This is a genomic window from Sphaerisporangium aureirubrum, from assembly GCF_042658925.1.
Lineage (GTDB): Bacteria > Actinomycetota > Actinomycetes > Streptosporangiales > Streptosporangiaceae > Sphaerisporangium > Sphaerisporangium aureirubrum.
In genome coordinates this window covers 82443-97374 of record NZ_JBHSRF010000002.1, presented here as the reverse complement: position 1 = coordinate 97374, position 14932 = coordinate 82443, and the positions used below count along the sequence as shown (strand labels likewise).

Here is a 14932-nt window from a genome sequence, read left to right as displayed (position 1 = left end):
CGCGCGGTTACCTCCCGGCTTCGGACAGCGCCAGCCCGGTGCTCGCGTCGAACAGGTGCGCACGGTCCAGGTCGACCGTGACAAGCAGCCGCTCGCCCGGCGTACCGGTGACGGTGGGTCGTGCCTTGACCTTGATGATCTCCGTCCCCACTCGGACGTCGACCACCGTCCGGTCACCGAGCGGCTCAAGGCCGTAGAGCTCCCCCGACAACGACGCGTCCCCACGCCGCTCGACGGACAGGTCCTCCGCGCGCAGGCCCAGCAGCAGCGGACGACCGTCCTCGGCCGTGGTCCAGCGGGGCCGCGGCAGCGTCCAGTCTTCCGCCCCGACGAGACGGTCTCCCTCGGCGTGGCAGGCGAGCAGGCTGATCGGCGGGCTCCCGACGAAGCCCGCGACCCACTGGTTGGCCGGACGCTCGTACACCTCGGTCGGCGTTCCGACCTGTTGCACCTTCCCCTCCTTGAGGACCGCGACCTGGTCGGCCATGGACAGGGCCTCGACCTGGTCGTTGGTCACGTAGACGAAGGTTCCGCCGAGGCTCCGGTGGATGCGGGTGAGCTCGGTGCGCATCTCGACGCGGAGCTTGAGGTCGAGGTTCGTCAGCGGCTCGTCCATGAGGAACGCGCGCGGGCGGCGGACCAGAGCCCGGGCCAGGGCGACACGCTGCATCTCACCGCCCGACAACTGCGCGGGACGACGCTGCAACAGACGTTCGATGTGCAGCAGGCTCGATATCTGCTCGACGGCGGCGGCGACCTCGCTCGAAGAACAGCGGCGTGCCCGCAGCGGCGAGGCGATGTTCTCGTACGCCGTGTGTCGCGGGTAGAGGGCGTAGCTCTGGAAGACCATGGCCAGGTCGCGTGCGGCCGGGGTGTCACCGGTCGCGTCCCTGCCGTCCAGATGCACCGACCCGGCGTCGAGCTTCTCAAGGCCGGCGATCGCTCGCAGGGTCGTCGTCTTGCCTGCTCCGGAGGGTCCGAGCACGACGAAGAACGAGCCGTCCGGCACGTCCAGCGTCACCCCGTCCAGGGCCTGGACTTTGCCGAAGGACTTGCACAGCCCGTGCGCTGCCACGGTTCCCATCAGGCCACCAGCTCTTCCGTGCTCACGTCGTAGACCGCCGGGGTCCCACCGGTGTGCCGCAGCCCGACCGGTGCGTCAGCGGCGAAACGGACAGTCGGTGGCATCCGGACCCGTACGTCGCGCTGGCCGCCGTGGTCGACCACGTAGATGATCTCGTCGCCCAGCCACTCCGCCGAGACCACGCGGGCCGGGACCGAATGTTCCGCTCCTGGTTCTGTGACTTCCAGCGCCTCCGGCCGGACGCCCGCGACCAGGCGACGGTCGCGCGGCAGGCCTGGCGGTGGCGCGAGGGCCAGTCCGCTCTGACTGCGCAGCTTCCCGTCGGCCACCTCCACCTCGATCAGGTTCATCGGCGGGGAGCCGATGAACGCGGCGCAGAAAAGACTCGCCGGACGGTCGTAGACCTCCAGCGGCGTGCCGATCTGCTCGACGCGGCCCTTGTTGAGGATGGCGATTCTGTGACCGAGCGACATCGCCTCGACCTGGTCGTGGGTGACGTAGACCATCGTCGTCCCCAGCTCCCCCTGCAGGTGCTTGATCTCCGTGCGCATGTCCGCCCTCAGCTCCGCGTCCAGATTGGTGAGAGGTTCGTCCATGAGGAAGGCGCGCGGTCGTCGCACCAGGGCGCGAGCAAGCGCGACGCGCTGCTGCTCCCCGCCGGACAGCCGGCGCGGTCGCCGGTCCAGCAGCGGACCAAGCCGCATCAGCCGGGCGGCCTCGTCGACCCGCTCCTGCACCTCCGCCTTGGGCAGTCCCTCGGCCCGCAGGGGGAACGCCAGGTTGTCGCGGGTTCTCAGATGCGGGTAGAGAGCGTAGAACTGGAACACCATGGCGATGTCGCGCTCGGCGGGCGGCAGGTCGTTGACCAGCGTGTCGCCGATGCGGATGTCGCCCGTCGTCTGCCTCTCCAGGCCGGCTATGGCCCGCAGCGTGGTCGTCTTGCCGCAACCCGAAGGGCCGAGCATCACGAACAGCTCGCCGTCGCCGATGGACAGGTCCACGTGATCGACGGCGACCGTGCCGTCCGGGTAGCGCTTGTGCAGGGCGCTCACCTCGATGCCCGCCATCAGCGTCGCACCGCCCCGAGCGTCACACCGGCGACGAGGTGCTTGCGCACCAGGTAGGCGAAGACGAGCACCGGCAGGGCGAACACTATGGACGCGGCGGCCACGAGACCCCAGTCCACGGTGGTTCCACCGATGAGGCCGGCGATGGCGGGTGGGGCCGTCCGTACGCTGTCGCTGGAGGTGAGGAAGATGGCGAACACGAACTCGTTCCACGAGAAGATGAGTGCGAAGACCGCCGTCGCGGCGATGCCGGGCACGAGCAGGGGAAGGGTGAATCGCCAGAACGCCTGCAAGCGGGTGTAGCCGTCGAGCATGGCGGCATCCTCGTACTCGGCGGGCACCTCGTCGACGAACCCCTTCATCATCCAGATCGTGAACGGGACGTTGAACGCGGCGTAGATGAGGATCAGGCCGAGCTTGTTGTCGATGAGTCCGACCTGGCGATACATGAGGAAGATCGGGATCACGACCACCACGGGCGGCATGAAGCGGGTGGACAGGATGAAGAACAGCTGGTCCTTCTTGGCCTTCACGGCGAAACGTGAATAGGCCCAGGCCGCCGGGACCCCCAGCACGGTGGCCAGCACCGTGGAGACCCCGGCGACCACGACGGAGTTGAGAAACGAGACGGACAAGGCCGAGCGGCCGCCGCCGGAGCCGACGAACACGTCCTTGAAATGGTCCAGGGTGACCTTGAAGTCGAAGAACTTGGCCGGGATGGCGTAGACGTCCCGGTTCTCCTTGATGGACGTCTCGATCATCCACAGCACCGGAAAGAGCATCACGACGGCCAGCACGGCCAGCAGCACGACCTCCAGCGCGGAGCGGCCCCGGCCGCCGAAGCGGCGCGCGGGGGGCGTGTGATCCCGGACAGGACCAGGGGACACGGCCTCGTCGACGGAGATGGCCATCAGTCCTCCTTGAGCTTGTTCAAGTAGCGCAGGTAGAGCTGCGTGAGGACCATGACGACCAGGACCATGAGGATCCCGTACGCCGAGGCGGTTCCGGTGTTGAAGCCCAGGAACGCGACCTTGTAGACGTGGAACGACAACGTCTCGGTGGAGACCCCCGGACCTCCGCTGGTGAGGATGTAGACCAGGTCGAACAGCCGGAAGGCCTCGATGGCCCTGAACAACACGGCGATGAGGAGCAGCGGCCACACCAGCGGAAGAGTGATGGTGCGGAACCGGAACCACTCGGACGCACGGTCGATCGAGGCGGCCTCGTACAAGTACTTGGGGACCGCGGTGAGGCCCGCGAGTGCGATGAGCATGATGAACGGCGTCCATTGCCAGGTGTCGACCACGATCAGGGAGATCAATGCCGTCCGCTGCCGGGTGAGCCACTCCACCTGCCCCAGGCCGAGCGAGCCGAGCATGCTGTTGATCACGCCGAACTGCGCGTCGAGCATGAATCGCCAGAACAGCCCGACCACGACCGGCGACAGCATCATCGGAACCAGGAACAGAGTGGTCAGCAGTCCTCGCCCGTGCGTGCGCCGCGAGATCAGGTAGGCGATGCCGAAACCGAGCACGGTCTGCAGGGCGACCGCGCCGACCACGTAGATCAACGTCGTCAAGGTCCTCAGGTGGACCTGCGCCGACGCCAGGATGGCGGTGTAGTTCCCGAACCAGATGAAATTGGCGGGCCCCCCGCGGGTGGCCGAGTAGTCGGTGAAAGACAGGTACAACGCCCACAGCAACGGGAACACCGACATCGCGAGCAACAGCAGCAACGCGGGGGAGATGAAGGCCACGGCGAGCCGGCGGTCGCTCAAGCGGCGGGACCAGCCCGGTGCAGGCGGCGTCGCGGACGCCACCTGCCCGGGGTGGTCGGTCGTCAGAGGGACGGGGTCACTCACAATCCGCCGCCGCCCTTGCGGCCGCTGGAGTCGAGCACGCCCTGCTGCTCCTTGGCGATGTCGTCGAGCGCGGCCTTCGGCTGCTTCGCGCCGTTGAGAGCCGCGTTCACGTTGGTGTTCTCAATGTCGACGAGGCGCGCGTACTCCGGCACATTCCACATGTCCCGCATCCGCGGAACCGAGTCGGCGTACACCTTGTTGAACGGGCCGGCGTTGAGGAACTCGGGCGACGCCAGGGCGTCCGTACGCGACGGCACGCCACCGGCCGCGGCCCACTTCTTCTGGATGTCGGCCCCCTCGAACCACTTCATGAAGTTCAGGGCTTCCGCCTGGTTCGCCTCGGAGGAGTAGGCCGACACGTGCATCCCCATGCCGCCGAGAGGCACCAGGTTCGTCTTCTGGGTCGGCAGGGTGGCGAAACCCAGCTTGCCGAGAATCTCCTCCCGCGTGGTGCCGAGCGTCGACTGCTTGGGGTCGAGCAGGCCGCCGCTCGCGGCGATCCAGTTGAACGCGATGCACGCCTTGCCCTGGGCGACCGCCGCGTTCACCTCGTCGATGAACCAGTTGCCGGAACCCTTGGCGGTCAACGGCTTCATCTTGTTGACCAGGACGTTCATCGCCTCCTGGCCCGCGGCGTCGTTGAGGACGCCCTGGATCTTGCGCGCCTTGGGGTCCCAGAGGTTGCCGCCGTAGACGCCGTTGACCGTGTTGTAGGTCACGGCCGCGGCGTCGGAGCCGTTGGCCTGGTGGAAAGCCAGCCCGCTGACGCCGGGATTCTCCGCCTGGCACTTCTCGGCGGCTGAGATCATCTCGTCCCAGGTCTGCGGTGGCTTGTCGCCGATCAGGTCCTTACGGTAGATCATCGTCCAGGTGTCGCCGAGCAGCGGCAGTCCGTACAGGCTGGCGTTCTCGTCGCGCTTGCCGGTCTCCGCCTGGGGGAACTGGCCGTAGGCCGCCAGGAGGTACGGGTTGTAGGCCGAGACGTCGATGTTCTTCTTGACGAAGTCGGTGAGGTCGAGGATGTTGCCGTTCGTCACCGCCTCGCCGATGTGCTGCGAGTCCAGGATCGCGATGTCGAAGTCGGTCTTGTGCGCGGCGAACTGGGTGAACATCGCGTCGTGCCAGTTCGCGTTCGGCACGGTCTTGACCTTGATGGTCACATTCGGCCGCTCTTTTTTGTACTCCGCGTTCGCGAAGGCTTCCAGCGCCTGGGCGGGGGGCCACTCGAACCAGATGAAGCTGAGGGTCAGCGGGTCCTTGGTGAGCTCCGGGATGGTCGCCGGTGCTTTGGGGGCGCTCGTCTGCGCGTCGCCGCCGCAAGCCACCACGGTCGTGGCCATTAACATGGCCGCCGTCGCCAGCTGCACCTTTCGACCGGGAACGGACAGTCGTCCTATTCGCTTTGGAGACCGCATCTTCTTGCCTGCTTTCTGGGGGGGGACTTCTGGAGCCTTGCCGCGTGCTTCGCCGAGCAGTTGCTGGGTTGTTCAGGCGAGTAGGACGTCGAGCATGCTCATGGGAGCTCCTACTGGCTGAAGCGGAGCGATGGCGGGCGGTTCCGCGATGGGTGAAGGATGGCCGGCATCCGTCACCTTTCCTATACGATCCGGGTGGCGGCGTCAGCATCCCGCAGCGTTGCGACCGATGTCAACAGGTTCCCGAAGACGCAAGAAAGGACCTCACGCCACGATGGACGACGAAGCGATGATCGCGCGGCGCCGTGGGGCCATGACGGACGGAATGCCGGCGGGAAGATCTCGCGGCCGGCTTGCCGACGAGGTGTACGACACGCTGCTCGGACAGCTGATGTCGCTACGGATCGAGCCTGGCTCCCGCGTCACGATCGACGTCCTGGCGCGAGAGCTGGGGGTCTCGCAGACGCCGATCCGAGACGCTCTGAACCGCATGGAGGCCGAGGGTCTGGTCGTGCGTGTGCCCCATGCCGGCTATCGCATTCCCCCCCAGATCACACGTGACCGATTCGAGGACATGCTTGAGGTCCGCCTGCTCCTCGAGCCGGCGGCGGCGCGCAGATCCGCCGAACGCGCATCCTCGAAGCAGGTGGCCGGTCTGCGGCGAATGCTGGAGGAGATGGCGGAGCTGGAGGGGGGCGACGGGCCCATGGCTTATGGCGCCTTCGGGCTACGCGACGCCGCTTTCCACGATCTCGTCGCCCTGAGCGCGGAGAACCAGGTCATCCGCGAAGCGCTCGCTCGCCTGCACGCGCACGTGCACCTTTTCCGGCTTCTCCACGACAACCAGGTCACTCACCTGGCCATGGCCGAGCACGAAGAAGTCGTGGCCGCGATCGCCGCGCGTGACCCCGACGCCGCCGCGTACGCCATGCGTCGGCACATCCTGCTGTCCGGCGAGCGGTTCCGGCGATTGTTCGACGAGGTCAAGGACGCGGACGGAATGGCGTAAAGGCTTGACGGGCGGGCTGGGCGGGGGAATGCTAACTCAATCGGATTGGATCGGATTGGATCCACCTCACCCGCCCCAGATGCGAGGAGAAGCAGGTGCCCAGAGCGCTACTCCTGACCGGCGACGCCGCCGAGGAGCTCGACACCATGTATCCCTACTATCGCGTGCAGGAGGGCGGCTGGGACGTCGACGTCTCGTCACGGACGATGCGTGACGTTCAGCTGGTCATCCACGAGTTCGACCCCAACTCCGACGCCTACGTGGAGAAGAACGGCCGGAAGTTGCCGGTCGACGTGCCCTGGGCCGAGGTCGACGTCGAGCGCTATGACGCCCTCATCATCCCCGGGGGACGTGCCCCCGAGTGGATCCGGGTCGACGCCGACGTCAGGCGCATCACCGAGCACTTCTTCGCGCGCGACCTCCCGATCGCGCTGGTGTGCCACGGCGCGCAGGTGCCGGCTGTGTACGGGCTGCTGAAGGGGCGGAAGACCGCGTGCTTCCCCCCCATCACCGGTGACATGGAGAACGCGGGCGCGACGGTCATCGACGCTCCCGACGTCGTGGACGGCAACCTCGTCTCCTGCCGGGGGTGGCCGGACATGCCGCAGTTCGGCAGGGCGATGATGGAGCTCTTCTCGAAGTCCATCAACTCCGCGTCGGCATGAGCACACCTGACCTGTCTCGATGACGGCACTTCGGACTGTCACGGTCGACGGCTCCCCCGTCCACGTCCTGGAGAGCGGCACCGGACCCGCGGTGCTGATGCTGCACGGCTCCGGACCCGGCACGACCGGATCCGGCGCCTGGGCGACGACGGCACAGGCGCTGGGCACGTCCTGGCACGTGGTGGCTCCTGACCAGGCGGGGTTCGGCCGTACACCAGTCCCTGCGGGCTCCAGGGGTGGGCTCCGGCTGTGGACGGAGCAGGCCGCGGGCCTGATGGATGCCCTCGGTGTCGAGAACTACGCCGTGGTGGGCCACTCCATGGGCGGTGCCGTGGCGCTGGCGCTGGCGGCCGCGCGTCCCCGGCAGGTCACCCATGTCGTGGCGGTCGCGACGATGGGTGCCCCCGGGGCGCCGCTGTCCGCCGGGCTCGACGCGGTCTGGGCCGCCCCCGCCGGCCCGCTCGGGGCACGAGACATGTTGAGTCGCCTCCTCCACGACCAGGCGCTCGTGACCGAGTCGGCCGTCGCCGCCCGTGCGGCTGCGATGGAAGCGGGGGCGGCCGCGTTCGCGTCGTTGTTCCCTCCACCCAGGGCACGTTGGGCCGACGATCTCACCCTCTCGGCGCAGACGCTGGCAGGGGTCCGCGCGCCCGTGCTGCTCGTCCACGGCGCCGAGGACCGAGTCACCCCGCTCGGGACGGCGGCCCTGCCCCTGCTCGAACACCTGGCCGATGTCCGTCTGTTCGTGCTCGGCCGATGCGGGCACGTGCCGCCGGTCGAGCACCCGCACGACTTCAGGCGACTCCTGTCGTGCTTCCTCGGCCGGGAACGAGATCACTGATTCCTGCGACAGGTCCGCGGCCGTGCTCAGGCAGATCAGCACGTCGTCAGAGGATGTCGTAGGTCAGGTGGGTCGCGGTCGATGTCGGGGTCACGCTCCGCTGCACCAGCGTGCGCGGCGTCGCGCCGGTGAACAGCGGGGTCCCGGCGCCTAGGACGACGGGCGCGAGGTGCAGCGTCAGCGTGTCGACCAGCCCGGCGTCGATGGCGGAGGCGATGGTGGCGCCGCCGCCCATCAGGACGACGTCGAGGTCCTGGCCGCGCTGTGCCGATGCCGCTTCGGCGCGCTCGCGGGCGGCGGCGACCGCGTCGGGCAGGCCGGTGGTGACGAACGTCCAGTCGAGGCCGGTGAGCCGTACCGACTTCGGTGGCGAGTTCGTCACGACGACGAACGCGGGCTTGCCGACCTCGCGGGCACCGTAGCCGGAGTCGTCGTTCCAGCCTTTCGGCCCGTCGATCACGTCGAAGAGCCGCCGGCCGAGGATGACGGCGCCGGAGCGGGCGGTCGCCTCGCGCAGGATCCGGCGGTCATCGGGGTCGTCGGAGAACGCCCAGGTGTGCAGGGCCTCGCCGCCGATGCCCAGGCCGTTGTCCGGGCCGGGATCGGATCCGGTGACGAAGCCGTCGAGGGAGAGCGAGATGTCGGCGATGATGCGGGTCATGCCTGCTCCTGGGGGTCGGTCGAGCCGCTGCCGTTCGTGTCGTTCATGTGGCCGGCGAGTGAGGTGATGATCGGGTGGATGGGCTCATCTACGGCGGGTCTCCTTGCCCGTGGGGTGTCCGCGGTCATGATGGGGGTCACTCCTGAGGGCGTGTGACGCGCAGCCGTGCGTCGGTGACGTTGTCGAAGCGCGCGTCTCCTCCCCGGATCAGGATGAAATGCCGTCGTATGTCGGCGCGGTAGGCCAGCAGGGGGCCGGACGGCGCGAGGTCGTCGCCGCTGAGTTCCTTGCCTGGGGGGACGCGGGCGTTGAGCACGGTCAGCGCCGCGGCGGGATCGCCGGCGGGGCCGGCGGTCGCCTCCAGGTAGAGCGCTTCGGCGCCACCTATGGGTGCGTGGGAGTCGAAGACCGTGATGGCCACGTCCGGGCGTTCGGCGATGTTACGGGAATGCCTGCTGTCCGGTGCCGACACCCAGAAGAGGTGGTCCTCGTCACCGGCGGCGAAGAAGACGGGGGTGGCCCACGGCCGCCCTTGGCGATCGGCGGTGGCGAGCACCAGGTAACGGTTGCCGGCGAGCAGCCGGGGAACCAGGTCCCACATGCCGGTCACCGGTCTCGGATGGTGGTGGCCGTCAGATGCAGCACGGCCGGGCCGTGGATCGTGGCCGGGACGGTGAACTCGACCAGGCCGTCGCTCGGCACCGTGACCTTGTCGTCGGCCAGGGATGTCCGCTCGTCGATGGCGTACCAGTCGGCTGTGTAGCCGCCGGCCGGCAGCTCGGCGGTGAACACGTCGCCGGTCCCGTCCGGCTGCAGGATGAGGTACTCCTTGCCGGGGTGTGCGAGCGCGTAGCCGGTGGAGCTGAGGTCGCCGCGAGGGGGCATGCCGTTGAGGTCGATCCGCTCGGCGAAGCGCCGGGTGTCGCCCATCGCCTGGCGGGCCGGTTCGAAGGCGTCGGGTGAGGACGGGACACCGTCGATGAGGCCGTAGTCCATCAAGATCGGGTTGTGGCCGCGCAGGAACGCCTTCCACACCCAGAGAGCGTCGCCCTGGCCGGGGGCGAAGTGGTCGGTGTCGCTGAGCAGCACCTTCCGGCCGTCGGCGGGCGGCGGGCTGTCCAGCCACCGCGACGGCGAGCCGCCCGGGGCCGACGGGTGACCGCCCTCGCGGAAGATCTCGTCATCGTAGCCAGGCGAGATCCAGTCGGCGGGCCCGTCGAACAGGGGCGCGTTGACCAGAGTCTGGTCGGCCACCGGGAACTGCATGGTCATGCCGATCGGGCGCGGGTCGTATCCCTGCCGCCGCTGGTACTGCCGGACGAACTCGATCACCCAGTACTGCCAGCCGGTCGAGTCACCCCACTCGGTCTCCAGCGGCACGCCGAGCACGTCGGCCATCTCCGGGCTGACGGCGCCGCCTCCGCTCGACTCGTTGGAGACTTCGTACAGGACGTTGGGCAGGTCGTGCAGGGTGTCGACGACCTGCCGGATGTAGCGTTCCTGCAGGGCCTGTACGGCGGGGTCGAGCGGCAGGACCTGGTGGTCGAGGATCGAGGTGATCGCGATGCCGTTGATGTTGTTGCCGCCGTGGAAGGGATGGCCCTCGACGCTGTCGGGCGCCGGGCTGAGGTGCAGCGCCCAGCCGTCGAACAGCATCACGGCCACGTACATGCCGCGTTCGCCGGCCGCGGTGACCCGCTCGTGGAGCCGCTGGAAATAAGCCGGGTCGAACCGGGACAGGTCGAACTTCGCGTCGCCGTCCTTGGCCGTTCCCTGTCCCGTGCGCGGCCATGGCTGCGGGCTCATGTTCAGGTGGTACGCGCCGCCCGCGGCCTGCGACTGGAACTGTTCCCAGCGCCACAGCCGGATGAAGTTGTGCCCGCGGGCGGCGAGGAAGTCCAGGTAGGCGCTGTAGTCCATCTTCTCGGGCTCGGCTGGTGCGGTCGCGCCGGGCCCCATGCCGTCGTGGAAGTTGTTCCAGATGTGCGAACCGGTGAGATACACCGCCCGGCCGCCCGAACGTTCGGTGAAGTAACGCGGGTTGTCCGCGGATATCTCCAGCGGGCCGGGCATCCGATCCCGGTATGTCGATATCTCCGACATTATGTGTCCTTTCGAGTCGTAGCTGTGTCAGTGGTGGACCGGATAGCGCAGGTGCGTGACGCCCCTGCCCTCGACGACCGCCGGGGTGCCCAGCTCGACCGGCGCCCTGGCGAGCCCGGCGAGGAGCGGGATGCCCTGTCCCAGCAGGACGGGCACGAGGTCCACCGCGAGCATGTCGACCAGTCCCAGGTCGAGACACTGCTGGGTGATGGCAGGGGTGGCGATCGCGATATCGCGTCTGCCGGCGAGATCCTTGGCCTGCCGCACCGCACTGGCCACACCGTCGGTGACGAACGTGAACGGCCTGTCCTCGCGCGGCCAGGCGTCCGGCACGCTGTGGGTGACGACGAAGACGTGCACGCCCATCGGGTGCCTGCCACCCCACGCGTTGGTCAGCTCGAACAGCCTGCGGCCACAGACCAGCGAGCCCAGCGCGCCGGGCGGGAACACCTCATCGCCGGCCCGCCCCGCGTCGTACCAGGCGAACAGGTGATCCACCTCGTCGTTCGGACCGGCGACGAAGCCGTCGAGAGACATGGACATGCTGGCGATGACGGATCCCATCACGTCGCTCCCTGGTGCTCGGATTCGGCTGTTCGCGGCAAGCCTGCCTTCGGGGGCCGGGCGGAACATCGGCCAAGTGGCCGAGGCCAGGACTCTCCGGTGGCCGTTTTCGACGCTTGGATGGCAGACTGAGCCCTGCCATGACGCCCGTAATGCCCCCTGACCTGCCCGTCCAGCTCGCCACCTTCGTGGGCAGGCGGTCCGAGCTGGCCACGGTGCGCGCGCTGCTGGCCACCGGGCGGCTGGTCACACTGACCGGCCCCGGCGGCGTCGGTAAGACCCGGCTCGCCGCACAGATCGCCGCCGCCGAGGCCCCGCGCCGGCCGGACGGCGTCTGGTGGATCGAGCTGGCGGCCGTCGGCGACCAGGCGCAGCTCGCCGAGCTGGTCGCGGCGAGGCTCGGCGTGCTCGTCGAACCTGTCCAGGGCCCCGTACGGTCGATGAAGGCGCAGCTGCGCGGCCGCCGCGCGCTGCTCTGCCTGGACAACTGCGAGCACGTCGTCGACGGTGCCGCCGAGCTGACCGGCGCGCTGCTGTCGTCGTGCCCGGAGCTGTCGGTGCTCGTCACCAGCCGCGAGCCGCTTGCCGTGCCGGGCGAGGTGGTCTGGCGGGTGCCGTCGCTGGCGCCGGACGAGGCGTTGGAGCTGTTCGTCGAACGGGGCCGCCAGGTCCGGCAGCAGTTCGGCCTGGACCGGGCGGGCGAGGCCGCCGCGCGGGTGATGTGTTCCAGGCTCGACGGCATCCCGCTGGCCATCGAGCTCGCGGCCGCGTGGCTGGGCTCGCTCACCCCGCAACAGATCGAGCACGGCCTGGACGACCGGTTCGGCCTGCTCGTCCGCAGCCCCCGCGGTGTCGCCGCGCGGCAACAGACTCTGGCGGCGTCCATCGCCTGGAGCCACGACCTGCTCGACGAGCCGGACCGGGCGGTGTTTCGCCGCCTGGCGGTGTTTCCCTCCGGGTTCGATCTGGACGCCGTACGGGCGGTCTGTGCGGGCGGGGTTGTCGCTCGCGACGACGTGCTGGGCAGCATCGGCCGGCTGGTGGACAAGTCGCTGGTGGTCGCGGAGGCACGCGGCGGCGTGTCCCGTTTCCTGCTGCTGGAGAGCATTCGCGACTACGCCGCTGATCGGTTGCGTGAGGCCGGAGAGGTCCACCTCGTCCGCGACCGTCATCTCGGCCACTTCCTCGCCTTCGCCGCCGGCGGGCCCGAGCGGGCCGCCGATCTCGACGCCTGGCGGGCCCGGCTCGAGGGTGAGTACGACAACCTGCGCGCCGCCCTGGAGCTGGGGCTGGCCGCCGCCGATCCCGGCAGGGGACGCCGCCTCGCCGCTGAACTGTCGTGGTTGTGGCATCTGGACCGGCGCGGGCACGAGGGCATCGCGTTCCTGCGCCGAGCGATCGACCGCGTGCCGGCGGACCGATCGCTGCTGCAGGCGCGGTTGCTCGCCGGGTTGGCGCTGGTCGCGGATACCACGAGCCCGCTGGGCATGGAGTACGACGTGGCACAGCAGGCCCTGGAGCTGGCCGTCGCGCACGGTGACGAGAGCCTGCGCGGCCAGTGCCTTTCGCTGGCCGCGGTCGGCCGGTTCTACACCGACTTCGGCGCCGCCTGGGACCTGACCGTCGAGGGGATCCGCTCCGCCGACCTCGCGGGCGACGAGTTGTTCAGGCATGCTCAGCTGGCGCTGCAGGGCATGATCAGACAGTTGCAGGACCGGCACGACGAGGCCCGCCCGCTGCTGGAAGCCGCACTCGGCGGCCTGCGCCACCGTCACCGCGGCATAGCGTCGACCACGCTGGCGTACCTGTCGGGAGGAGCGCTCGTGAGCGGCCGGCCGGCCGAGGCCCGCCGCCTGGCCGAGCAGTCGCTCGAACTCGCCGAGCCGCTCGGCGACTACTTGCGCGTCGGCATGGCACGCGCCGCCCTGGCCGCGGCGCACACCGCGTCCGGGGACGTGAGCGCGGCACTGGAGGCGATGCGGCCCCTGCTGCCGCTCATGGACAACGCCGAAGCGGCCGTCTTCGTGCCCGGCGTGGGGTCGGCACTCGCCCACGTGCTGGTGGCGAGCGGTGATCTCGACGGGGCGCTGCGCTGGTTCGAGCACGACGTGCGTCAGGCCGAGCACGTCGCGCCGACCTACCTCGCGGCGCAGGTGCACGCCGGCTACGGAGAGGCCCTACGGCGCGCCGGCCGGTCCGAAGACGCCCGCGCCGAGCTCGACCGGGCGGCGGTCATCGCACGCAAGCTCGGCATGCCACGCGTCCTCGCGGACGTGCTGCAGCAACAGGCCCGTCTCACCGGTGATCCCGACCTGCACCAGGAGGCGCTGGCCATTCGCGTCGCCCACGGACTGCGCACGTTCTGGGTGGACAGCCTGGACGCGATCGCCGCCTCGCTGGCCCCGCCGAACGCGGTGCGGACGCTGGCCGCGAGCACCACGGCACGCGCGGCCCTGGAATATCCCCGGCCTGTGGCGGAACGCCGTGAGTACGACGAACTACTCGCCCGGCTCAGGCAGCGGCTTGGTGAAGAGTTCGCGACGGCATGGGCGGCGGGCGCCGAGCTGTCCCTCGACGACGCGGTCGCCTATGTCCGCCGTAGCCGGGGTGCCCGCGACCGGCCGGCCGCCGGTTGGGACAGCCTCACCCCGACCGAGCTGAGCGTGGCACGGCTGGCCGCCGCCGGCCTCACCAACCCGCGGATCGGAGCACGGCTTTTCATGAGCCGCAGCACCGTCAAGACCCACCTCTCCAACGTCTACGCCAAGCTTGGCGTCGCCAACCGCACCGAACTCGCCGCAGCCGCGTCCTTCGGCCGGATCCGATCACTTTTCTCATGACATGTCGGCGAGGGCCGATATTCAGGTGTGACGCGTCACGGTCGGCCCTACGCTCAGAGAGTGACGAAGCTGAACCAGATCCTCGCTGTCGAGAAGGGCGTCAAGAGTGACGTCCAGCGTAAGGTGACCGACGCTTACCACCGTATTCAGAAGACGCCGCTACTGTCCGGCATCTCCCGTACGTATCAGCCGATCGACGACGAGGGTGAGCAGCTTCCGCCGGAGTCGACCCGGGTCCAGGTGCAGGCCGAACAGGTCCTCAAGGAAGTCGCGGGGGCCCTTACCCGGCTGTTCGACGTCACCGCGACCAAGGACGTCGCGAACTGCTCGGCGACCGCGGACGTCAAGGTCGACGGTGCCGTTCTGCTGCCGTCCGTCCCGGTGACGTACCTGCTGTTCCTGGAGAAGCAGCTCGTCGATCTGCACACGCTGATCTCCAAGCTGCCGACCCTGGACCCGTCGGAGGCCTGGGCGCTGGACGAGAACACCGACACCTGGCGTACCGAGCCGGTGAAGACGACCCGGACCAAGAAGGTGCCCCGCAACCACGTCCTCGCGGAGGCGACCGACAAGCACCCGGCGCAGGTGCAGGTGTTCACCGAGGACGTCGTGGTCGGCTACTGGACGAAGGTCGCGTTCTCCGGCGCCCTGCCGCAGCGCCGCGTCAACGAGCTGCTCGCCCGCGTCGGCAAGCTCCAGGACGCGGTGAAGTACGCCCGCGAGGAGGCCAACGGCACCCAGGTCACCGATCAGCAGATCGGTGACGCGGTGTTCGCCTACCTGCTGGCGTAACCCCCAGACCCCCCGGCCCTGGTGCCGGGG

The 14932-nt window shown here is 69.2% G+C and carries 15 protein-coding genes; 5 read left to right on the top strand and 10 right to left on the bottom strand.

The genetic code is table 11. From position 1 onward, the window contains the following. Nucleotides 1-7: 7 nt before the first annotated feature. The 5 genes from ACFP1K_RS01895 to ACFP1K_RS01875 all read right to left on the bottom strand — a co-directional run bounded on the left by ACFP1K_RS01895 (nt 8) and on the right by ACFP1K_RS01875 (nt 5352). Nucleotides 8-1084, bottom strand: a complete 1077-nt coding sequence (locus ACFP1K_RS01895) for an ABC transporter ATP-binding protein (protein WP_380746394.1) — start codon at nt 1082-1084, stop codon at nt 8-10. Then, on the bottom strand, nt 1084-2151 hold the full coding sequence (locus ACFP1K_RS01890; RefSeq protein WP_380746392.1) for an ABC transporter ATP-binding protein: 1068 nt from the start codon (nt 2149-2151) through the stop codon (nt 1084-1086). Before ACFP1K_RS01890 ends, ACFP1K_RS01895 begins: the two co-directional genes overlap by 1 nt. Further along, nucleotides 2151-3062 carry a carbohydrate ABC transporter permease gene (locus ACFP1K_RS01885; protein WP_380746390.1) on the bottom strand — a complete coding sequence of 304 codons (912 nt, stop codon included), beginning with the start codon at nt 3060-3062 and terminating at the stop codon, nt 2151-2153. The genes ACFP1K_RS01890 and ACFP1K_RS01885 overlap by 1 nt, the downstream gene beginning before the upstream one ends. Beyond that, nucleotides 3062-3928 carry a carbohydrate ABC transporter permease gene (locus tag ACFP1K_RS01880; protein ID WP_380746388.1) on the bottom strand — a complete coding sequence of 289 codons (867 nt, stop codon included), beginning with the start codon at nt 3926-3928 and terminating at the stop codon, nt 3062-3064. Before ACFP1K_RS01880 ends, ACFP1K_RS01885 begins: the two co-directional genes overlap by 1 nt. An 80-nt stretch (nt 3929-4008) precedes the next feature. After that, nucleotides 4009-5352 carry an extracellular solute-binding protein gene (locus ACFP1K_RS01875; protein WP_380746386.1) on the bottom strand — a complete coding sequence of 448 codons (1344 nt, stop codon included), beginning with the start codon at nt 5350-5352 and terminating at the stop codon, nt 4009-4011. 349 nt (nt 5353-5701) lie between these two features. On the opposite strand from ACFP1K_RS01875, the gene ACFP1K_RS01870 reads away from it, so the two are divergent. From ACFP1K_RS01870 to ACFP1K_RS01860, 3 genes are all read left to right on the top strand, one after another. Next, nucleotides 5702-6436 carry a GntR family transcriptional regulator gene (locus ACFP1K_RS01870; RefSeq protein WP_380746384.1) on the top strand — a complete coding sequence of 245 codons (735 nt, stop codon included), beginning with the start codon at nt 5702-5704 and terminating at the stop codon, nt 6434-6436. A 95-nt stretch (nt 6437-6531) separates the two neighbouring features. Continuing rightward, entirely contained in the window at nt 6532-7101 is a 570-nt protein-coding gene (locus ACFP1K_RS01865; protein WP_350738673.1) for a DJ-1/PfpI family protein, read from the top strand. 19 nt (nt 7102-7120) lie between these two features. After that, nucleotides 7121-7942, top strand: coding sequence for an alpha/beta fold hydrolase (locus ACFP1K_RS01860; RefSeq protein WP_380746381.1), 822 nt, complete (start codon nt 7121-7123; stop codon nt 7940-7942). Between the two features lie 46 nt (nt 7943-7988). Here ACFP1K_RS01860 and ACFP1K_RS01855 read toward each other — a convergent pair whose 3' ends face one another. The 5 genes from ACFP1K_RS01855 to ACFP1K_RS01835 are packed head-to-tail and all read right to left on the bottom strand — an operon-like array spanning nt 7989 to nt 11270. Next, the gene (locus ACFP1K_RS01855) at nt 7989-8603 is read right to left on the bottom strand and encodes a dihydrofolate reductase family protein (protein WP_380746379.1); all 615 of its coding nucleotides are present in this window, start codon (nt 8601-8603) and stop codon (nt 7989-7991) included. Next, the gene (locus tag ACFP1K_RS01850; protein ID WP_380746377.1) at nt 8600-8731 is read right to left on the bottom strand and encodes a hypothetical protein; all 132 of its coding nucleotides are present in this window, start codon (nt 8729-8731) and stop codon (nt 8600-8602) included. Before ACFP1K_RS01850 ends, ACFP1K_RS01855 begins: the two co-directional genes overlap by 4 nt. Before the next feature lie 8 nt (nt 8732-8739). Further along, entirely contained in the window at nt 8740-9204 is a 465-nt protein-coding gene (locus ACFP1K_RS01845; RefSeq protein ID WP_380746375.1) for a pyridoxamine 5'-phosphate oxidase family protein, read from the bottom strand. A 5-nt stretch (nt 9205-9209) separates the two neighbouring features. Continuing rightward, a complete protein-coding gene (locus ACFP1K_RS01840; protein WP_380746373.1) occupies nt 9210-10706 on the bottom strand; it encodes a DUF6298 domain-containing protein in 1497 nt (498 codons plus the stop codon). 27 nt (nt 10707-10733) lie between these two features. Next, nucleotides 10734-11270 carry a dihydrofolate reductase family protein gene (locus tag ACFP1K_RS01835; RefSeq protein WP_380746371.1) on the bottom strand — a complete coding sequence of 179 codons (537 nt, stop codon included), beginning with the start codon at nt 11268-11270 and terminating at the stop codon, nt 10734-10736. A gap of 152 nt (nt 11271-11422) precedes the next feature. On the opposite strand from ACFP1K_RS01835, the gene ACFP1K_RS01830 reads away from it, so the two are divergent. Further along, a complete protein-coding gene (locus ACFP1K_RS01830) occupies nt 11423-14110 on the top strand; it encodes a helix-turn-helix transcriptional regulator (RefSeq protein ID WP_380746369.1) in 2688 nt (895 codons plus the stop codon). Nucleotides 14111-14170: 60 nt separating this feature from the next. Continuing rightward, nucleotides 14171-14902, top strand: a complete 732-nt coding sequence (locus ACFP1K_RS01825; protein ID WP_380746367.1) for a DUF7873 family protein — start codon at nt 14171-14173, stop codon at nt 14900-14902. The last annotated feature ends 30 nt before the right edge of the window (nt 14903-14932 follow it).